Source organism: Vibrio genomosp. F10 str. ZF-129 (assembly GCF_000287055.2).
Taxonomy (GTDB): domain Bacteria; phylum Pseudomonadota; class Gammaproteobacteria; order Enterobacterales; family Vibrionaceae; genus Vibrio.
In genome coordinates this window covers 169,121-190,021 of the sequence record NZ_AJYQ02000038.1, presented here as the reverse complement: position 1 = coordinate 190,021, position 20,901 = coordinate 169,121, and the positions used below count along the sequence as shown (strand labels likewise).

Here is a 20,901-nt window from a genome sequence, read left to right as displayed (position 1 = left end):
CGCCTCATAGTTTGAGGCGGTTTGAAAAGATCCGATAACACGATGCAATTAGAGTTTCAAATTATGCTTTCCGTGGGACACCTTAGCTTGCAAGTAACTCTCGTTGCCGACTTTGATATGAGCAGAAGTATTGACTATTTCCACAATTTCAATTCCGTTTTCTTTTAGCTCTTTGATCTTTTTCGGATTATTAGTGACTAATCGAATCTTTGAAATATTCAATGCCGTAAGCATTTGAGCCGCTTCTGTAAAATCTCGAAGATCATCACCAAATCCTAAGTGATTATTTGCTTCGTAGGTGTTCATTCCATCACTTTGTAAACGATACGCATCAATTTTATTGTACAGACCAATTCCACGGCCTTCTTGACGTAAATAAAGAATGATACCGCCCTGCTCGCCCATCTTATTGATGGTCTCTTCGAGCTGTTCACCACAGTCGCAGCGTGAAGAGTGGAAGACATCTCCTGTCAAACACTCTGAATGCATCCTAACTAATGGGGTGTCTGTCTTTTTATCCGCTTGCTTAAAAACGATCGCAATGTGCTCTTTTTCTGTCTGCAAGCCATGAAAAGAAAGAATCTCTGCATCAATATTGCTTTGGGAGCCAACTTTCAGGTCAACTCTGGCACGAACTTCCGCCATATTTTTACTCACTCAACTGTTTGCTTTAGTACTAATGACAACAACTTGTAAGGTGCCTCTTTGCTATAACTATGGGGATTATCGCGAAATTTTTCAATGTTTCATTGAAAATGAGAGACTACTCCAAGGTGATTCATAACAATAAAGGGAGTAAGAACCAAAAATAACACGAAGGTTTTATTCAAAACATCACAGAAACGACAAGAAAAGTAAACGGGAAAAAGGAAAAAAGGAAAGGTTACTGACTCTGATTATGTTGCCAAACCGACAATTCGACCCAAACCGACTCAAGCACTTTTAACTCTTCTTCAGTGAGCGTTGAAAGCGTTGGATCAGGTATTTGTTGAGCTTCAGCATGAATAAAACCCAACTTTGTATAAAAGTCTTTTTTAAACTGTAACAGTAGGTTTTCCACCGTGCATTCTGGCATGTGAACACTCAAAATTAATAACATGTCAATATAATGTGAGAATACCACATGATGTTTGAGAGTCTTATTTAGGCAACAATTATGGAATAATAATCACAGATAACCTCTTGAAGATGCTTGCAAATTAAAATAATTCAACATCACTATCTCCCTTATCATCCACTATCAATATACCTTCGTCTTTTAACCACTGATAGCTGAATACTTGATTCCTACCATTATCTTTCGCGTAGTAGAGCGCTTTGTCAGCGTTATCTAAAATATCGGTCAGAAAGTCGGTTGTTTTGATCGTACATATACCACCGCTGAATGTGACTTGAGGTACTTTAGGAAACACATAGCTTTCAATATGCTGTCTAAATTTTTCCATTTTTTCTTCCGCTTGTTTCAATGTCGAGCGTGGGAACAACACCACAAACTCTTCGCCCCCAAAACGAAACAAATTCTCTTCATGGCTAAAAGACTCCTGCATTTGTTGAGCAAACACGAGCAGCACCTCGTCACCAATCAAATGACCATAGGTATCATTAATATCTTTAAAATTGTCGATATCGATGATGGAGACGATTGAAGCGTATCCGTCATCCAACTGATTGTTCACCGTTGATTCAAAGCTTTGATTTAATTTCTGCTCCATCATTTTACGATTCCATAACCCCGTTAACGGATCATGTTCACTTTCACGTAGAACCACTAGATAGTTCTTATAAATTTGGCTGAAGCCATCCATAAGCAACTGATATTCATTAGGAGGGCTGTCCATCAAAACAATAAAGCGGGCGGATGAATTTTCATCGATACGTATTGGGAATGTGCAACGATAAAACCCATTGTCGTCACGCTCGACTACGCTCAAACTCAGCGTATGATCAAAATCTTCAGGCACTTTTTCATCGCGCTTGCTCAACCATTCATAGCTGGCCTGTTCCGCTGAATTTTCGACTCGAGTAAGGGCTGCGGTGAGTTGGGCGATTTCGCCTTTATAATGAAATAGATGAACGCTTTGAATGGGGACCATTTCTGACAACGTCGCGACGACGCAGTGTGCCAGCGAGATGGAGTTGGTTTGTTCTGTTATACCAACAACTAAATCCAGTATCTTTTTCTCTACATTCATTCTTAGCCTATTTGTTGATAACTGTCTGCTAAGTATAGGCACTGAAATATGAGCCAAGCACAAAAAAGCAGCGAACTTCGCTGCTTTTATGCTACTTGGATAAATTTTATAAGGCTTTGATAAAAGAAACTCAGCTCCGAACGCCGAACTTAACCGTTCCTTTAGAGTTGAACCACAGAGCTTCTTTTCTGCGGCGGGCAATCAAGATTGGGCCATCGTCATAGAATAAAAAGTTCTTCCAATGCTGTTTAAACGTAGCCCACTTGGTTTCCAATACATTGTATTTCTCATAGCAAAAGTAAACGGTCACATCATCTTGCCAGTTCAACATCTCGGCTAATTCTTCAGGAAAGCCTTGATCGTCATCTTCCCAACTGTCTATCCAATTCACTTCCGCCGACCAGTTAGAATCTTTACTGGGCCAGTCTTGATTGCTTAGACGATCGGCATCAGGGCTCTGTGGGCTGATATTTTCTTTCCACAGTTGCGATGCTCTCACGGCATCCATAGGCTTAATCTTAGCGAGATCCTCTTCTGGAACGGGCATGGACTGGTGCGTGAAAATCCATTTTCTTTGGTACTGTTCCAAAGGCAAATACGACATTAAATTTCCTCGTTATTTTTTAGCCAGCCATTATCGACGGCTTGCTCAATCATTCTTTTCGCTTCATCCCACAGTGTTTGCGAGCCGAGCGCTATTTTACTGTTAACGCCAAGGACTTGCTCTTTGGTGACACCGTGCTCTTTCCAACTCTGCCCTTCATTATGAAAGTTTAATAACATTGGAATCAGACGATCAAGCGCTTTGGCAAACTTGGCGTCTGCTGTGGAGGCCGATTCGAATTCTAACCACAAGGTTTTCAGTTCAAGACCTTGATCGCTTGGAAGCATTGAAAACAGACGTTCTGCTGCGGCCAGTTCTTTTTCTTCTTGCTCTAACGAAGCCGCAACATCATAAACAAACGTATCTCCAGCGTCGATTTCAACGATATCATGCAGTAATAACATCTTAACGACTCTCGATATGTCTACGCTGTCATTGGCATGCTCTTCCATCAATATCGCCATTAGCGCAACATGCCAACTGTGTTCAGCACTGTTTTCTAACCGACCATTTGCACTTTTGACTCGCGTACGACGCAATACAGATTTGAGTTGGTCAAGCTCAATAATTAGAGAGAGTTGCTTTCCTAAGCGTTCATTCACTTACTTCACCGCCTTCCAATTTTCATTAATACAACTGGTTAAAATATGGTCTTCCCACTGCCCATTGATGAGCAAGTATTTTTTGGCAAACCCTTCTTTTTCAAACCCATTATTTTTTAACACCGCAGCGCTGCGCTCGTTTTTAGGCATGTAGGCGGCATTAATTCGGTGCATTGACTGATACGTAAACATGTAATTTATAGCTCGATTTAGAGCGCGCGTCATGATTCCTTTACCCTGTAACTGTCCATCTAACGAATAACCCACCGTACAGGTGTAGCAAGGAAAGCGGGACAAATTACTAAACGACACGGTCCCAAGAACGGTTTGCGAATCGGGAGAGAGGATAATCAAATAAAACCCCAACCCCAGTGAGTGCAGTTCGTGTAGTTTGATCAGTTTCTTTGACCAACCTTGATACGTGAAAAACGCGTCTTCTCGCTTAGGTTCCCAAGCCTTTAGGTGAGTCCGATTACGATTAAAGTAATCCGTAATTCTCTGCGCATCGTCTATTTCAGCGGTACGAAGAATAAAATCATCATCGGCTTCATAAACACTTCTATGGGAATTAACTCTATTCATTAATTTTTACGTATCGAGTAGTCACGCAACTTATTTGCGATGGAGGTATGAGACACGTTCAACCGCTTTGCGAGCTTACGACTTGATGGGAATGACTGATACAATCGTTCAAGCACCTGAGACTCATATTCTTTCATGATCTCATCAAGCGAACCGTCTAAGTTTACGTTGGGAATGCCTGAAGAAGCGGTTTCTAATTGTGGTAAATGGAACAAAGACAAGTCTAGCGGACCTTCTTGCCATTCTGTTAGCGCCCTAAGTACCATATTATCGAGTTGTCGCATGTTACCCGGCCATGGGTAGTTCGATAGCCCATCCACCAGGTCATCGGCTAAACTCGGTCTCACCATACCCAGCTGATTCGCGTATTTCGCCGCAAACAACTCTAACAACGGAACGATATCATTCGTTCGTTCTCGTAATGCAGGAATGCGCAGTGTCAGGACATTGAGTCGATAGAATAGATCTTCTCTAAATGCGCCTGAATCGGCAAGTTCAGCCAGCTTATGTCGGGTTGAGGCAATAACTCGAACATCAACGTGAACTTCATGCTCTTCACCCACCCGTCGGAACGTCCCGTCTTGTAAGAACCGTAACAACTTAATTTGTAGATGCGCACTCATTTCACCGATTTCATCTAAGAAAACAGTTCCGCCATTGGCTTGTTCAAAAATCCCTTTATGACCTTGCTCGTGATTGAACGAACCTGGTGCGTGACCGAACAATTCCGTTTCAGCCACATCGTCTGGCATCGACGCGCAACTTAAAATAAGAAATGAAGAAGCCGCTCTGTTTGAGCGATTATGGCATGCTCTTGCCAGCATCTCTTTTCCAGTGCCCGTTTCACCCTCAATTAACAAGGGCTGATCCAGCATAGAAAGTTTCTTAGCCTGGCTGATTAATGCTTTATGTCGGTTAGATACGCCGACGAAATGTTCAAAACCGAGATTGTTGTTCAGCGGTAAACTGTCATCAAACTGAGGTTTATTACTTCCTGAACGGATGATCATAACCGCGCTGGCTAAACTGGATTCATTCGACTCACTACTGATGTATACCGGCATGATTTCCATGGCGTAATCTAACCCATCAATAACGATGTTTTCACGTTGGCGAGTAATGTTACCTTCGAACCACAATGAGAAATCAAAGCAGGGTAAAAGCGCGGAGACCTGTTGCCCGATAATGTCCGTATCAGCGATCTTAAAGAGGTCGACTGCGGCATGGTTGGCGAGATCGATTTGACCTTTCAAGTCGATGGCCAGTACTGGATCCGGAAGGTTATTAAGAAGAGAGATCAGCTCAGTATTGTGCCTTTCCATAGGCATAAATTGAATTTTTCTCACATCCTTAACACCAGATATTCGACGAATTTCAGTCATAAGTTCGCTGAACGTATCAAAATCAATATCAGGGCAATTTAAGTAAATGATGCCACTGACATCGATTTCGATGCCACGCAAATCTATATTCTTCGAGGCCAAGATAGCAAGCAGTTCACGGGTAAGGCCTAATCGATCTTCACAAAATACTTCAAGACGCACTAAGAAATCCTAATTGAGCGGTGTCAGAAAAAGTTGACACTAGTGTCGCTCATGGCTTTTATTGCGTCAAGAAATCTAACTTGAATACGGTGATACCAGCCACTATTTGATTGAAATTGCAGCGACTTTCGACACGATCTGTTTGCGTATAGTAGAGAGCGTCAATGCGTTTTCTTTGTGCCAAGCCATTGGTCGTAATAACGCGATAGCCTTTAAGCCGACTCTTGCCGACAAAATACCCACGCCGATCCCCTGCCCTGCTCTAGCAGAAAGCTTGCCAGCGAGATCCATCGACAATAGATCCATGCTTGCATCAACCGCCAATTCACTGGCTCCGGCTGCCGCCATATTTATTAAAACCATTTTGAACAAGGAAAGTCTCGACCAGTAACCCAGCTCTACCCCATACAATGCCGCCAATGAGTCGATCATTTTCAAATTACGCCAGGCGACTAATGCCATATCGGCCAAAGCAAGTGGGCTAACCGCCACGAGTACGGCCGATTCACAGGCATGCTTTGTCACGATCTGCGCCGCTTTTTGATCAAATTGCTTCACAACGATGGACTCGTAAAGCTCGATGACTTCCGCATCACTGTGAGACGCGGTTAGGCAATTTTTCCACTTATCAAAACTTGGATTCTCGTCTGACAAACCGCTTTCTTTGGCTACTCGGGTACAGAATGAACGTGCTTTACCAATTCCACCCTCTTGAATTAAAGCGTGACTCTCTTCTTGAGTACTGAAGTGATGGCGGAGCTTTCGTAGCTTCCATAGCTCCTTTCCTATTGCACTGAGACCTAATAACGAGATACCACTGATCAGTGCCGCCCAACCTAAAGACAGCCAATCCGATGCGCTAATCGCTGTCACTACCGCATCAACCGCTTGCCAACCCAATAAACCACTAAAAGCAATAAATAGAGCTACTGCTAGGCCTTTGGTGCGTTTTTTGGGCTTAATTAATTGCTCCAATTCGAGCTCTGGGCTTTCCTCTTCTACTGATGTAGCCATGGGGGAGAAACTGTCTGGTGACTCAAAGGTTTGTTGTTTATTGAGCACCAGATGCGCGTTTAATTCTTTGCTTGCGTCACCCTCGTTTTCGTAACCACCGCTTGGTTGACCAGCATTGGATGTGTCTAATGACGTCACTAAGGTTTCGTTAAATACCTGTTTATTCTTTAAATCGGTCATCTAAGCTTATCTCCAATGACATACTCTAACGCCTTATCCATCCGAATATGTTCACACGGGCCATATTCACTCTTTGGTTTTGGCAAGAATGAGGTAAATTCAAACCCGGCTTTATCCCAGTAATCAGCGGCGGGAAGTGTATTCGGTAATTCGCCAGGAAATACGGTTAATGCTTCACCTTGTAAGGTTGTCCCTTGTATCGCGGGCATCGTTTTATCGCCTGACCCAATAAAGCCTGCCGTGGTTGCTTGTATTGATGACATCGCCATGCAACTCATATCAACATTTTCAAACGCGGCACTTTGCCAAGCCGGGTGAACAAGCTGCTGTAACAAGGAGACTAAGTTAGGGTGCTGCTCCGGCGTGACGTGATCAGCCTTGGTTGCCGCAAACAAAATCTTATCGATCTTAGGCGAAAATAGTCGCTTTAACAGACCGTTACGCCCATATCGAAAGCTGTGCATTATTTGCTCTAGGGCTCCGCTCATGTCATTAAACGCTTCATGACTGGTATTTAAAGGCGACAAACAATCGACCAGCACTATCTGGCGATCAAACGTCGAAAAGTACTGCTTATAGAAATCCTTAACGACATTTTTCTGATACTGCTGATAGCGCTGTATCAACATCTCTAAATGACTGTTTTTGGGCGTTTTCGCACTGGAATCGAATCGACATGGAAAAAACTGTAAAACCGGTGCCCCTGCGAGATCGCCTGGTAAGATAAATCGACCCGGTTGCACCCAATGTAGCCCTTCTTTTTTGCATTTATGCAAATACTCAGTGTAGGCATTAGAAATCAACTCTAGCTGTTTTTCATCGACTTCGGCCATTACGTCTAGCGCATCTAATCTATCAAGCCAATGTCGAGCCAACTCTTTTCTTTTACCCTTGAGAGCGGCAAATTGGGACGTAGACCATTGATGAAAGTCCATATCGAGAAGGGGGAGATCAAGTAGCCACTCTCCTGGGTAATCAATAATATCCAAATATAAGGTCGCCGTAGAACTGAGAAGTTTTTTATGCCGTTTCATTGGCTTGTACTTGATAGCCAACCTAATTTCACTGACATCTCGAGTCGGCTCTGGCCATTGAGGTGGCGTTGAGTCTAACTGGGCAATAGCTTCATCGTAGGCAAATCTTGGAACCATCATATTGCTTTGCGGGACTCGCTTTGCGCCAATAATACGTTTGTCACGGGTTGACTTGAGCAGTGGCAAATTATCATGGGTCGACGTGTGCAATAATTGATTTACCATAGAAGTAATGAACGCTGTTTTACCTGCTCGTGATAATCCAGTAACAGCAATACGAACATGGGAGTCCATACTCCGATAGATAAAATCGTTCACTTCTCTAGTCAACTTTTTCATTTATTCTCTCTTTTTATGACTTTCCGCTACTTTAATTGAATCAATCTTAATCTTAGATGAACAAAAAAGCCCCTGAAAACACTCAGAGGCTTTAGAAACAATGTACTTATATATTAGGCTAATCGTCTTCTATAAGCTTGTAGATGACAAACAAAGCTAATTCTAGCATTACGAACAAGACACAAGTGATGGTGACGTATTTGACGTCAAAAATACTAATGCCATGTAAAATCAAGTCGTAGCCTAGAAAGCTACCCACTACGACCGCAATGGCAATCTGTAAAATCTGAATAAATCGAGGCACGCTAGTCTCCTTAAATGACCGTGAGAGTATACTGCGTTGTGGTGTGGTCAACACCACACCAGCGTTATATTTTCTTCATTAGGTCAACGTTTTGTCAAAGTCTTAAAACTAAGAAAGTCTTTTACTTCGAAGATTCCGCTTCCGCAATTTTCACTTTCCAAGTATCAGGACCAATTTGATGGGCATTCGCACCGGTCGAATCAACAGCTACAGTGACAGGCATGTCTTCAACATCAAATTCGTAAATAGCTTCCATACCGAGATCTTCAAACGCAACCACTCGTGCTTTCTTAATCGCTTTCGAAACAAGATATGCCGCGCCACCAACAGCCATTAGATAAACGGCTTTGTGTTTTTTGATTGACTCAACCGTTGCAGGGCCGCGCTCAGCTTTACCTATCATGCCCATGATGCCGACATCGTTGAGCATCAAGTCCGTGAATTTATCCATGCGTGTCGCCGTTGTTGGGCCAGCTGGGCCAACGACTTCATCGCCTACCGCATCAACTGGGCCAACGTAATAGATGAATTTCCCTTTTAGATCCACACCGTCAGGTAGGCTTTCCCCTCGTTCGATCATGCCTTGCAAGCGTTTATGCATTGCATCTCGACCGGTCAAGATTTTCCCTGACAGAAGCACTGTTTCGCCGGTTTTCCACTGTTGAACTTCTTCTTGCGTGACAGTATCGAGATTGACTCGACGAGTATTTTCCCCCGCTTCCCAGGTAATATCCGGCCAATCTTCGAGTTTAGGCGGTGTTAATTCCGCAGGGCCACTGCCATCAAGCGTGAAATGCACGTGACGAGTCGCGGCACAGTTCGGGATCATACACACAGGTTTTGATGCTGCGTGAGTTGGCGCTGTCTTAATTTTGACATCAACAACGGTCGTTAAGCCACCAAGTCCCTGTGCTCCAATACCTAATTTATTCACCCGGTTGAAGATGTCCAAGCGAAGCTCTTCTTCCGCATTTTCTGGGCCTTTATCAATCAATTCTTGAATATCGATATGTTCCATTAAGGACTCTTTAGCCATGACTGCTGCCTTTTCAGCCGTGCCGCCAATGCCTATTCCTAACATACCCGGTGGGCACCAACCCGCTCCCATGGTTGGAAGGGTTTTTTCTACCCACGCAGCAATATCATCTGACGGGTTCAACATCACCATCTTAGTCTTATTTTCAGAGCCGCCACCTTTAGCCGCGATCTGAACTTCTACTTTATCACCTGGCACCATATTGATATGGACGACGGCTGGAGTGTTGTCTTTGGTATTGATTCGTTTGCCTGCAGGGTCTTTCAGAATAGAGGCGCGCAACGGATTGTCTGGATTGGTATAAGCTTGACGCACACCTTCATCCACCATTTCTTGAACCGTTTGATCAGATTCCCATTGAACATTCATACCGATGTTGACAAAACAGGTCACAATGCCGGTATCTTGACAGATAGGTCGATGCCCTTCTGCTGACATTCTTGAGTTAATTAGAATCTGCGCGATCGCATCTTTAGCCGCTTGGCTTTCTTCTCGTTGGTATGCAGAATCAAGAGCTTGGATAAAATCGAGTGGGTGATAAAAAGAGATGTATTGTAGAGCATCAGCAACGCTGCTGATGAGATCCTGTTTGCGAATGACTGTCATTGCTTGCCTCGTTATAGTTATACTTCCTTGTCGCTACCTATATAGTAGAAAGAGTCGTGTGTTATCGAGAGGGACGAACCAGTGTCATTAACAGCTTCTATCTACAATACAGTTAAGTAGAGACTTTTTAATTTGTTTTTATGATACTCTTGCTTTCCTCTAGGCGCTATGAAGCGATCGTTTTCTTCGTCACAAATTATACAAATGAACTATTATCTGCATGAATAATAACGCTATCCAAACGATTCCGGTTGACTATCAACCAAACCTAGCCAATGACCTATTTCATTATATTCAGCATCAGCCGTGGGCAATGTTACTGCGCTCGGCGTCTGAAGATCATGTCGATAGTCGATTTGACATTTTGGTCGCTTGCCCGGTGGTGACCCTGACAACAAAAATAGACAGCACTTTAGTCACTACTCCTGACGGTCATTATACGAGTAGCGATGATCCATTTGAGCTGTTAGCAACGCTTCAAGAGCACTACTTACCCGGTATTGAACACGGCGGTGAACTCCCTTTTATTGGTGGCGCTGTAGGCTACTTTTCTTACGATCTTGGGCGACGAGTCGAAGCACTGCCCAATATTGCAATCGATGATATTGAGCTGCCAGAAATGGTGGTCGGTTTGTATGAGTGGGCACTGGTTATTGATCATCATAACAAGTTAGCGTTTGTCGTCGGGCATCAACCTGAACACCATTGGCAATGGTTACAAGCACAGAAACAGTATCAAGTTCCCCAAAACAAGAACGAACAGAAGAACAATGAGTTGACACCATTCAAGCTCAGTTCAGCTTGGCAATCCAATATGACCAAAGCAGACTATTCACAAAAATTTGATGCCGTGCAGCAGTACCTATTATCTGGAGACTGCTATCAAATCAATTTGGCCCAGCGATTTCACGCTCAATTTCAAGGCAGTGAATGGCAAGCGTATCAAAAACTGGAGTCCTATAATCTCGCTCCGTTCTCCGCTTTTATCCGGACGGACGACGGTGCGATTCTCAGCGTTTCTCCGGAGCGTTTTTTGCAGGTGAAAGATCGAGTTATCGAAACAAAACCGATTAAAGGCACTCGACCACGCTCTCAAGATGCCAATCAAGACAGAAACTACGCGAATGAACTGACCAATGCAGAGAAGGATCAAGCCGAGAATCTGATGATTGTAGATCTACTGCGCAATGATATCGGTCGTGTTGCGAAGCCTGGCAGTGTCCACGTACCAAAACTGTTTGATGTAGAAAGCTTCCCGGCCGTTCACCATCTTGTGAGTACGATTCGCGCCAAGCTCGATGACGACTTTAGTAATGCCGATTTACTCAAAGCGTGCTTTCCTGGGGGATCGATTACTGGAGCACCAAAAGTCAGAGCGATGGAAATCATTGAGGAACTGGAACCTCATAGACGAAGCGCTTACTGTGGCAGTATTGGGTACATTAGCCGCAATGGCGCTATGGATACCAGCATTACTATTCGCACTTTGGTTGCAAAAGAAGGGACCATTTATGCGTGGGCGGGCGGCGGTGTCGTGGCAGATAGTCAGTGCGAGTCTGAATACCAAGAAACATTGGATAAGCTTAGTCGTATCTTACCGGTACTGGCTAGGCACTCCACTTCACAATAATTTCATGCAATCCTGAAGCGGTATAAGGCTTGGTTAAAATATCATCCATACCGCTTTTCATGCACTTTTCTCTCTCTTCTAGTGTGGTTCCGGCCGTTAAGGCAATGATCGGTTTTGTATAGCCTTGTGAGCGTAAAATCGCCGTCGCCTCAAAGCCATCCATTTCTGGCATGCGACAATCCATAAAAATGATGTCGTACTCATTGGTTTTGACCGCATCGAGTGCTTCCAGTCCGTTATTACCAATATCCGCAACCAATTTGAATTTTTTAAGCATTTGATTAATGATGATTTGATTCATACGAATATCGTCAACCACCAGAATAGATAAGGATTTAGCCAGTGGTTTTAATGGACCCTTTGATAGGATTTCTTGATTGCCATCGGTATTCGTGGATTTTTCCAGCGGAATCTGGACCGTAAACGTGGTGCCTTTACCTAACTCACTGTTGAGATCAACGCTGCCTTTCATCAAGTCCAGTAGCTGCTTACAAATCGCAAGACCCAACCCTGAACCTTCAAAGTTTCGCTTGCTCGACCGGTCGGCTTGTACAAAGGGGTCAAACAAACTCTCTTGAGCCTGTTTATCGATACCAATCCCCGTATCAACAATCTCAAATATCAGTCGATTCGAATCCCAATTCACTTTTAATGTCACAGAACCATACTCGGTAAACTTAATCGCATTACCTACTAAATTGACCAATATTTGACTGATCCTCTCAATATCACCGATAAAGACACTGGGAATCGCATTGCTGTGCTCTATGGAAAAATCAATACGCTTTTCCATCGCCTTAGAGGTAAAGATCCCTTTCACGGTATTTTCTACATCATGCCAATAAAATTGACTGGGTATCAACTCCATCATACCGGCATTCATTTTACTAAAATCCAGAAGATCATTGATAATACTTCGCAACAGCTCACCCGATTGCGTCAAATTCATCAGGTAACTGCTTTGCTCTTGATTTAAGCCGGTATCAGCCATCAACTCTGCACTGCCTAGTAGCCCATTTAATGGTGTTCTAAGCTCATGGTTGATCATCGCGACAAATTCTTTGGTGGCCCGTTCGGAGTCTTCCGCCCGAGTCCGAGCTTCAATCGTTTCATTGAGCATTAGCTGTCGATTAATGGCACTGCACAGTAGGTCGTTAACAAGCAGCATTTGGCTGACGATGAACTCTTTGTCAACATCACCAATAATCACACCAAAAATGAGCTCACCAATTAAATCGTTGCCTATTGTGATTGGCAAATGGAGCTTGTTCCCTATCCAGTGAATATCATGGCTCAGCTGGCCCGAATGCCGATGCTCCAAGTGCCCAAAATGTTCGTACTTAAAAGACGCTATCGGGACATCTGGAATGGTTAAATAAGCCGTTTCAATGACATTGCTGTTTGTGAGTCGCTTCAAAAAGCTGGACAGCAAAACATCGTCGAGATTTCGCGACAGAAAGGCTCGTCCAAAGTGAATCAGTGCTTCATCAATCAGCTGCTCAAACTCAAATTTTCTTAGGTCCGTCGCCGTTTGGTGCTCTAATTTCTTTAACGCTAACTGTAAATGCTGGTTAGATTGATAAAGCTCTAACCCTTTTTGTTCCAGTAAACGTTCTGCTTCTTTTCGAGCAGCAATTTCTCTGTTGAGTTTTCGTTCAAGGAGAGAGAGCTTGTCCATAGTCAAGAGCCAAGAGTAAGCGTAAATCGAACATGATCATGATTCGTTGTTTGACTTTGTGTCGCTATGTTCACACTCTCATTAAAATGCTCTGCGCACCCTTTTATCAAACCAAGGCAAACATGAGACATGCACCGTGCACTCTTATAATCAAACACCATCTCTGTTTGTGTCTCAGAGATAAAATCAAATGAGGGCGGTTTAGCGTCAGGGTAAAGTTTTTTCACCTCTAAATGGATGTAATCTTCTACATGGCGGATAAATTGAAACGAACTGGCGCATTGATTCAGTTCAGCATTATCTGGCATCGATTTATACAGAGTAATAAACACTGATTGACCAAACACTTCCTGCAACTGTTCGCTTGGAATATCAGTTTTTTTACTCAAAGTGACAATGAGCTTCACCAACGCTTTATGATCATAGCTTCCGACCGAAGTGTAAATACCACTGTCTCCTGCCTCATCAAGTATCGTATCCAGTACTTCTAAGCCAAACTCACGCTCAACCAGCTCCATAAATTCCGTAAAAATAAGTCCTTTCATCTTTATGGGCTATCCTTATGATAAACAACACAGTTAAAAGCATGATCCATAAGTGGGTCTTTTACAAATCCAATTCTGAGGCAAATACGTTGTTTGAACTTAATAAAAATAACCTAATTCAAAAATTTCAGTTTCAGCAGCCGGTCAAATACCACGTAGAATCAACCAAACGGGTGTCAGCATTGGCCCAGCGCCCACTGAGAAAAGCTTCTGTATTAGTGGGGTTTATCGAAAGGCCTCACGGGTTATCAGTCGTCCTGACAAAGCGAGCCAAGCATTTAAAGCACCACCCTGGGCAAATCAGCTTTCCTGGAGGGAAATACGAAAAAAGCGATCCATCCATCTTATTCACTGCGGTTCGTGAAACTCAGGAAGAAGTTGGTATCGCCCCAGAGCACATCGAAATTTTTGGTCAAATGCCCGAGCTAACAACCGTCAGTCATTTTTCTGTCACGCCTGTACTCGCCTTCATCAACCCGAACCATTCTAAGTCGATTGACCCAAATGAAGTGGATGAAGCCTTTGAAATGCCGGTCAGCTACATGCTCGATAAAAAGCAACTTCACAGCTACCTTTTTACGGTCAATAAAGATCATCACCGTGTTTTCGCTTTGCCTTACAAAAATCATTTCATTTGGGGAATGACGGCTCAAATCATCCACGCCATGCAACAACACATTATGATAAACAACTAATCTTCAGCTCGATTTTTCTTTGATCGCCCTTCTATTTTAATTAGTTTAATTCATCCGAAACGAGAGCAAACGGTTGCCTTTAGGCTAGCAAATCCGAAGATAAAGTTAACCCAGCCACCCAACCCATTAATTAAACTAATCTGTAACTCCAATTTAAATAATGAGTAGCACGTAAATTACGTGACCTAAACGTTGTTTTTATTGATAGGTTTATAATCCAAGCAAATACATGATCTAGATCTAATATTTGTGCAACAAATCTATGCACAATGCACTCAACTTATTTCCTGTTCCCCTAAAATGAGTACTTTTAATGACTACACAAACTTCTTCAGCTACGGCTGTACAAACTTCATCAAAGTGGACTTATAAAGATTTTACTTGGTGTCTTTCACTTTTCGGTACTGCTGTTGGTGCTGGTGTACTATTTCTTCCAATTCGCGCTGGTGCCGGTGGTTTTTGGACCCTTGCAATTCTTGCGTTAATAGCGTTTCCAATGACTTGGTTCGCACACAAATCATTGGCTCGTTTCGTTCTATCTTCTAAAAATCCGAATGCAGATATCAGTGATACTGTTGAAGAGCACTTTGGTAAAACTGGCGCAAACCTCATCACTTTTGCTTACTTTTTTGCGATTTACCCTATTGTGCTTATTTACGGTGTGGGTATCACAAACACCGTTGATTCTTTCTTAGTGAATCAAATGGGCATGGAATCGATTCCACGTTGGTTACTGTCTGGCTCGCTGATTGCAATGATGACGGCGGGTATCTTGTTTGGTAAAGAACTGATGCTGAAAGTCACTTCAGCACTGGTTTACCCACTGGTTGCTATCCTGCTTGCATTGTCGTTCTACCTTATCCCTGAGTGGAATACGTCAATGATTGCCGTCAGCCCTGATTGGAGCTCGATGCCAGTAATGATTTGGCTAGCACTTCCAATGATTGTGTTCTCATTCAACCACAGCCCTATCATCAGCCAATTTGCTAAACAGCAACGTCTGACTCACGGTGACAATGCCGTTAAGAAAACCGATGCCATTACTGGTGGTGCGGCAATGATGCTGATGGGTTTTGTCATGTTCTTCGTATTCTCTGTGGTTTTATCTCTATCACCAGAGCAACTTACACAAGCGCAAGCTGAGAACATCAGTGTTCTGTCTTACCTAGCGAACATTCATGAATCCCCATTCATCTCAATCTTGGGTCCTTTTGTTGCATTCGCTGCAATCACTTCAAGCTACTTCGGTCACTTCCTTGGTGCTCAAGAAGGTCTAGTTGGTCTTGCAAAATCTCGCACTAAAGCTTCTGAAGCTAAGATCGAGAAAGGTTCACTTATCTTCATCGTACTGACAACTTGGGCTGTTGCCATCATCAACCCAGATATTTTAGGAATGATCGAAGAACTGGGTGCACCAATGATTGCTGCAATCTTGTTCCTAATGCCTATTTTTGCGATGAACAAAGTCCCAGCAATGGCAAAATACAAAACATCTAAAGCGGCTCAAATCTTCACAGCGATTTGTGGTCTTGCTGCTGTAACTTCTGCAATAAACGGTATATTCTAAGCCGAATCTAATCTTGATTAGATATAATAACTATAATTAGGCTCCAGATCAGGAGCCTTTTCTAATGAGGTTTCAAATATGATCAGTGTATTCGACATCTATAAAATCGGTGTTGGTCCTTCAAGCTCACACACAGTAGGACCAATGAAAGCGGGTAAAGAATTTATTGATGATTTACGCTCAATGGGAAAATTGCGCGACATTACTAAAATCACCGTGGACGTTTATGGATCATTATCACTGACAGGGAAAGGTCACCACACCGATATCGCCATCATCATGGGTCTTGCTGGAAATTCCCCTGAAAAAGTCGATATCGATTCCATTCCAGGCTTTATCGCTCGTGTTGAAGAAACAGAGCGTCTGCCTGTAGGTATGCATTGCCATACTGTCTCTTTTCCAAAAGATGGCGGAATGAATTTCCATACTTCAAACTTATCTCTTCACGAAAATGGCATGCAGATACACGCTTGGATCGAGGAAGACGTTGCTTACTCAAAAACGTATTACTCTATCGGCGGTGGCTTCATCGTTGATGAAGAAAACTTTGGTAAAGAAGATCAAAATCCCATTAAAGTGCCGTACGAATTCACCTCAGCTGAGCAACTGATTGAACAGTGTAAAGAGAGTGGTTTGTCCATCAGTACATTGGTGATGGAAAACGAAAAGTCACTCCATTCTGATGAAGAATCTCGCACATACTACGCGAACATTTGGAAAACCATGCGCGAATGCATGGATCGTGGGATGAGCACCGAAGGTATTCTTCCTGGTCCACTGCGTGTGCCACGTCGTGCTCCTGCTCTGCGCCAATTGTTAATGACGTCTGAAAAGACCACAACCGATCCTATGGCGGTGGTTGACTGGGTAAACATGTTTGCCTTTGCCGTTAATGAAGAAAATGCGGCTGGCGGCCGTGTCGTGACAGCACCGACAAATGGTGCTTGTGGCATCATTCCGGCGGTTCTTGCTTACTACGATAAATTCATTCAAACCGTGACCGAAAAAGATTACACACGCTATTTTGCAGCCTCGGGTGCTATCGGCGGTTTGTATAAACGTAATGCTTCTATCTCTGGTGCCGAAGTCGGCTGTCAAGGTGAAGTCGGTGTGGCTTGCTCTATGGCTGCTGCTGGCCTTGCTGAGCTTATGGGTGGAAGCCCTGAGCAAGTATGTATGGCTGCAGAAATCGCTATGGAACATAACCTAGGCTTAACCTGTGACCCCGTCGCTGGCCAGGTTCAAGTGCCATGTATTGAGCGAAATGGTATTGCGGCGGTTAAAGCGATCAACTCGACTCGTATGGCATTGCGTCGCTCTTCTGCTCCTCGCGTTTCGCTTGATAAAGTGATTGAAACCATGCTGGAAACGGGTAAAGACATGAACGCAAAATACCGTGAAACCTCTCAAGGTGGATTGGCTATCAAGGTCGTTTGTTAGAAACCTACCTTTCTAGTTTTGCACTTATCGAAGATGGAGCCCAAGCATATAGCCTGGGCTTTTTATTATTCTAAAGAATCAAGAGTCACCTTAGATCGTATTTCATCGCCAGCACCTCGAAGTAGGTTTATTGGGGATAACACTACCCCTTTCACTGCGCCTTGTGTCGCTTCTGCGGCTATTTGCTGTGTCTTATCAATAATCTCATCGGCTTTGGCGAGCATGGGCGGGATATCGCTTCGTAGGTTATTGGATTCTGTTAAGACATTCGGTATCACCGTTGAACGGTACGCTTTACTTTCTAACAAGGCAGGAGGAATAACATCTATCCGGTATTTCTTGAGTTCATTGACTGCAGCTGGAACGACATCAACACGGTAATGTTTCATTTCAGCTAGGGCTGATGGGATAGTGTTCTCGCGATACGCAGTAAATTCTGACACGATAGCAGGAATTTTCTTGTCAACAGAATCCACCGTCTGGTTCACTTCCACCAGCGTCTTATTCACATCGTTAACCGCGACCAAAATCTGTGGAGCAATAGCTTCAACATGTTCAGCAAACAGCAACCATTCTTTTATTTCGAGTTTATCGGTAATATTACTAATATCTGTGACCATTTGCGGGTATTTATCGACGACTTCACCGACTTTTTCGGTAAAACCATGAATAGCAAAACCTAGATATAGAATCGCTATGGCTAATACGGATTGAACAATGATTGAGAGTCGTAACATCATAAAAACAAGTTCCCTTTGTGCTTCACCTAAGTACTTTTACCCTTAATTAGCCAGAACCACAACGTCAGTTTGATGTTAACGCGAGTGCGGTAACGAGAGTGCTTAGGCGAAAAAAAAGCGAAGACCTGCTTCGCTTTTTATACCATTCTTGTTAATGCTTAATTTTCACCAACATAAATACAACCCGCCGTGCAGGTCTCTTTAATCTCAACTTTACTCAGCAGCGGAAGACTTGGTTTCAATTCTAGCCAAATCCACTTAGCTAAAACTTCACTAGTCGGGTTCTCTAACCCTTTAATATCATTTAGGTAGTAGTGATCAAGGCGATCATAAATCGGCTTAAATGCTTCTTTAATTTCTGAAAAATCAATCACCCAACCAGTGTGGGGATCCACCTCACCTTCAACAAAAAGACGAACCAAAAAAGAGTGTCCATGAAGACGACCACACTTGTGCCCTTCTGGTACATGTGGCAGATGGTGTGCAGCTTCAAACATAAACTCTTTGTACAATTCAGCTTTCATTTTTATTCTCTAGGTTTTTAACGACGCGCAATAGTAAGAAATAACCCACGTTGTGACAACGTTTAGTTAAGAGAAATTATACCACTTAACTGGGCCCTTCAAGCACCCAGTGTTACCGCTACCCTTGACACTTAAACTTGGTTCATAAGACTTGGCATTTATCATTTGTACATGTATCACATGAAAAACAGCGACATCACAAGATGCTAACATCACATTTACAATGAAACCTTATGTCACATATCACATCAACAATACACCCACCATATTAACCTTACTTCAAACAAGGTATATTAGAGACGTCTGTTAAAAAACTATAAAAATAACATTATGAAAATATCCGTCAGCTTCAAACTACTCGTGACCTTAATCTCCGTCTCTACACTGGTATTATCGGTATCTACTGGTTATCAATACATCCAGCAGCGCAACCTGATCAACTCGGTACTCAGTGAACAACTGCATGAAAAAGCGAGCAACTATTTCGATAGCCTTAACATGATGATGCTCACGGGTACCATGGCTCAAAAAGAGACATTGAGAGAGAAAGCGATGGCCCAAGAGGGCATTGAAAACGTCAAAGTGCTACGCGCGGATGCAGTCAGCAAAATATATGGAGAAGGTAAAGCAAACCAACAACCAAGCGATGACATTGATCGCAGAGCGCTTGCCGGTGAAACCGTGATTGAACCGTATTCGGGTGAATGGGGCAATGGGATTGTCGTCGCGCTGCCGATGAAATCGAGCGAAAATTACCGCGGGACCAACTGTGTGTCTTGCCACTTGGCTTCCGAAGGTGAAGTACTAGGAGCGATTCGTTTAGAGTACAACTTAACCAACGTGAACAAACTCATTAATAGCCAAACCATCTTTGCTTTGGGAATCACCGCGCTGATTTCATTTGTGGGTTTTCTCATCACACTCGTTGTTATCCGAAAAACGATTGTTCGCCCGATTCAACGCACTTCCCAATTCATGCAATCTGTCAGTCAAACAAAAGATCTGTCAAAACGCGTACGTAACACAAAAAATGATGAAATTGGCGACCTTTCTAATGCGATTAATTCGTTCATGTCTACCGTGAGTGATAGCTTAAGTAAAGTGCAAGAAACTTCCCACAGCTTGTCCGCATCGGCGGCGACTCTAATTGATGTTGCTAAAATCACCGATCATGCTGCAAATAACCAACAACAAGAAACTGCTGATGTGCAAGCCAATATTGAACAAATGCAAAATCAGCAAAATCAAGTGGAACAAGCGACTGTCGATGCGTCATCGTTAATTAAACATACCACCACAATTGCTAAAGACAGTGCAAACCAAGCACACCAAGCGAGTGACGGTGTTAAAAACCTTGTCGGCGATATTGAGAACGTTAAAGACAATATTCTGCAACTTAACAACCAAACCAATGAAGTTTCTAGTATTTTGGCTGTGATTAAGGGGATTGCTGACCAGACCAATTTACTGGCACTGAATGCGGCAATAGAAGCGGCACGAGCTGGAGAGCAAGGACGTGGGTTTGCAGTTGTTGCCGACGAGGTCAGACAGCTTGCGAGTCGGACATCAGAAGCGACGGACAGTATTGAACGTATTATTTCCGAGCTTCAATCAAATAGTGAAGGCTCGCTGCTCTCTGTCGACAATGTTTGTGATCAGGCACATCAACGGTCCACCGTTATTGATGCTTTATCTTCTGCAATGAACGAAGTGGTTACTGAAATGCAGCAAGCATTAAATCACGCAGACAGTATTCAACAACAAAGTCAAGTCAGCACTCAAATTAACCAAGATATACTCGGAAAAATAGACGTCATCACTCGTCACTCTGATGACACGTCGAGTTCCGCAACACAAACGCGTGAAATCAGTATAAATCTTGAGCAATTATCTGACCGTTTAGAAGCTTTATTAAACCAATTCACCCTTTCAGACAAGAAATCCACATGAATGGATAAATATTCGCCGGATGAAGGATAATAAAGGTTGAAGCTCTCGATATGACAGGTAATATGTCCTATCGATTACAATGTTTTAACTGCCCT

The 20,901-nt window shown here is 43.2% G+C and carries 20 protein-coding genes; 5 read left to right on the top strand and 15 right to left on the bottom strand.

Features of this window, described 5'->3' with window-relative positions; all coding sequences use genetic code 11:
• Positions 1-48: 48 nt before the first annotated feature.
• The 11 genes from A1QO_RS05765 to A1QO_RS05715 form a co-directional block, all read right to left on the bottom strand.
• Complete coding sequence (locus tag A1QO_RS05765; RefSeq protein WP_017034429.1) at positions 49-645, bottom strand: GTP cyclohydrolase II; 597 nt, start codon at positions 643-645, stop codon at positions 49-51.
• 238 nt (positions 646-883) lie between these two features.
• Positions 884-1,075 carry a hypothetical protein gene (locus A1QO_RS05760; RefSeq protein WP_017034428.1) on the bottom strand — a complete coding sequence of 64 codons (192 nt, stop codon included), beginning with the start codon at positions 1,073-1,075 and terminating at the stop codon, positions 884-886.
• A gap of 124 nt (positions 1,076-1,199) precedes the next feature.
• A complete protein-coding gene (locus tag A1QO_RS05755) occupies positions 1,200-2,192 on the bottom strand; it encodes a GGDEF domain-containing protein (protein ID WP_017040882.1) in 993 nt (330 codons plus the stop codon).
• Positions 2,193-2,322: 130 nt separating this feature from the next.
• Positions 2,323-2,796: a DUF2947 domain-containing protein gene (locus A1QO_RS05750; protein WP_017038654.1), complete on the bottom strand. Its 474-nt coding sequence runs from the start codon at positions 2,794-2,796 to the stop codon at positions 2,323-2,325.
• The gene (locus tag A1QO_RS05745) at positions 2,796-3,398 is read right to left on the bottom strand and encodes an HD domain-containing protein (RefSeq protein WP_017034425.1); all 603 of its coding nucleotides are present in this window, start codon (positions 3,396-3,398) and stop codon (positions 2,796-2,798) included. The genes A1QO_RS05750 and A1QO_RS05745 overlap by 1 nt, the downstream gene beginning before the upstream one ends.
• Positions 3,399-3,980 carry a ribosomal protein S5-alanine N-acetyltransferase gene (gene rimJ, locus A1QO_RS05740; protein ID WP_017038655.1) on the bottom strand — a complete coding sequence of 194 codons (582 nt, stop codon included), beginning with the start codon at positions 3,978-3,980 and terminating at the stop codon, positions 3,399-3,401.
• Entirely contained in the window at positions 3,980-5,524 is a 1,545-nt protein-coding gene (gene tyrR / locus A1QO_RS05735) for a transcriptional regulator TyrR (RefSeq protein WP_017034423.1), read from the bottom strand. The genes rimJ and tyrR overlap by 1 nt, the downstream gene beginning before the upstream one ends.
• A 102-nt stretch (positions 5,525-5,626) precedes the next feature.
• Positions 5,627-6,718 (bottom strand): YcjF family protein, encoded by a 1,092-nt coding sequence (locus tag A1QO_RS05730; RefSeq protein ID WP_017041157.1) that lies wholly within the window; start codon positions 6,716-6,718, stop codon positions 5,627-5,629.
• Positions 6,715-8,091 (bottom strand): YcjX family protein, encoded by a 1,377-nt coding sequence (locus tag A1QO_RS05725; protein ID WP_017040253.1) that lies wholly within the window; start codon positions 8,089-8,091, stop codon positions 6,715-6,717. The genes A1QO_RS05730 and A1QO_RS05725 overlap by 4 nt, the downstream gene beginning before the upstream one ends.
• A 118-nt stretch (positions 8,092-8,209) precedes the next feature.
• Positions 8,210-8,395 (bottom strand): hypothetical protein, encoded by a 186-nt coding sequence (locus A1QO_RS05720; RefSeq protein ID WP_017034420.1) that lies wholly within the window; start codon positions 8,393-8,395, stop codon positions 8,210-8,212.
• A gap of 121 nt (positions 8,396-8,516) precedes the next feature.
• A complete protein-coding gene (locus tag A1QO_RS05715; RefSeq protein ID WP_017034419.1) occupies positions 8,517-10,037 on the bottom strand; it encodes a fumarate hydratase in 1,521 nt (506 codons plus the stop codon).
• A gap of 220 nt (positions 10,038-10,257) precedes the next feature.
• Here A1QO_RS05715 and pabB point away from each other — a divergent pair, with 220 nt between their 5' ends.
• Positions 10,258-11,667, top strand: a complete 1,410-nt coding sequence (pabB, locus tag A1QO_RS05710) for an aminodeoxychorismate synthase component I (RefSeq protein ID WP_017040254.1) — start codon at positions 10,258-10,260, stop codon at positions 11,665-11,667.
• Here pabB and A1QO_RS05705 read toward each other — a convergent pair.
• Both A1QO_RS05705 and A1QO_RS05700 read right to left on the bottom strand, forming a co-directional pair.
• Positions 11,645-13,345 (bottom strand): ATP-binding protein, encoded by a 1,701-nt coding sequence (locus tag A1QO_RS05705; RefSeq protein ID WP_017034417.1) that lies wholly within the window; start codon positions 13,343-13,345, stop codon positions 11,645-11,647. The two genes, pabB and A1QO_RS05705, sit on opposite strands and share 23 nt — an antisense overlap.
• 2 nt (positions 13,346-13,347) lie before the next feature.
• Positions 13,348-13,890: a heme NO-binding domain-containing protein gene (locus A1QO_RS05700; RefSeq protein WP_017034416.1), complete on the bottom strand. Its 543-nt coding sequence runs from the start codon at positions 13,888-13,890 to the stop codon at positions 13,348-13,350.
• Between the two features lie 41 nt (positions 13,891-13,931).
• Between A1QO_RS05700 and A1QO_RS05695 the strand changes: the two genes are divergently transcribed.
• From A1QO_RS05695 to A1QO_RS05685, 3 genes are all read left to right on the top strand, one after another.
• Positions 13,932-14,585, top strand: a complete 654-nt coding sequence (locus A1QO_RS05695) for a CoA pyrophosphatase (protein ID WP_050989647.1) — start codon at positions 13,932-13,934, stop codon at positions 14,583-14,585.
• Positions 14,586-14,898: 313 nt separating this feature from the next.
• Positions 14,899-16,152, top strand: coding sequence for an aromatic amino acid transport family protein (locus A1QO_RS05690; RefSeq protein WP_017040255.1), 1,254 nt, complete (start codon positions 14,899-14,901; stop codon positions 16,150-16,152).
• A 78-nt stretch (positions 16,153-16,230) separates the two neighbouring features.
• Positions 16,231-17,592 (top strand): L-serine ammonia-lyase, encoded by a 1,362-nt coding sequence (locus tag A1QO_RS05685; RefSeq protein ID WP_017034413.1) that lies wholly within the window; start codon positions 16,231-16,233, stop codon positions 17,590-17,592.
• 65 nt (positions 17,593-17,657) lie between these two features.
• On the opposite strand, the gene A1QO_RS05680 is transcribed toward A1QO_RS05685, so the two are convergent.
• Both A1QO_RS05680 and queD read right to left on the bottom strand, forming a co-directional pair.
• Entirely contained in the window at positions 17,658-18,332 is a 675-nt protein-coding gene (locus A1QO_RS05680) for a hypothetical protein (protein ID WP_017038660.1), read from the bottom strand.
• Between the two features lie 158 nt (positions 18,333-18,490).
• Positions 18,491-18,856 (bottom strand): 6-carboxytetrahydropterin synthase QueD, encoded by a 366-nt coding sequence (gene queD, locus A1QO_RS05675; protein WP_017034411.1) that lies wholly within the window; start codon positions 18,854-18,856, stop codon positions 18,491-18,493.
• A gap of 330 nt (positions 18,857-19,186) precedes the next feature.
• Between queD and A1QO_RS05670 the strand changes: the two genes are divergently transcribed.
• Positions 19,187-20,806 carry a methyl-accepting chemotaxis protein gene (locus A1QO_RS05670; protein ID WP_017038661.1) on the top strand — a complete coding sequence of 540 codons (1,620 nt, stop codon included), beginning with the start codon at positions 19,187-19,189 and terminating at the stop codon, positions 20,804-20,806.
• Positions 20,807-20,901 lie beyond the last annotated feature (95 nt).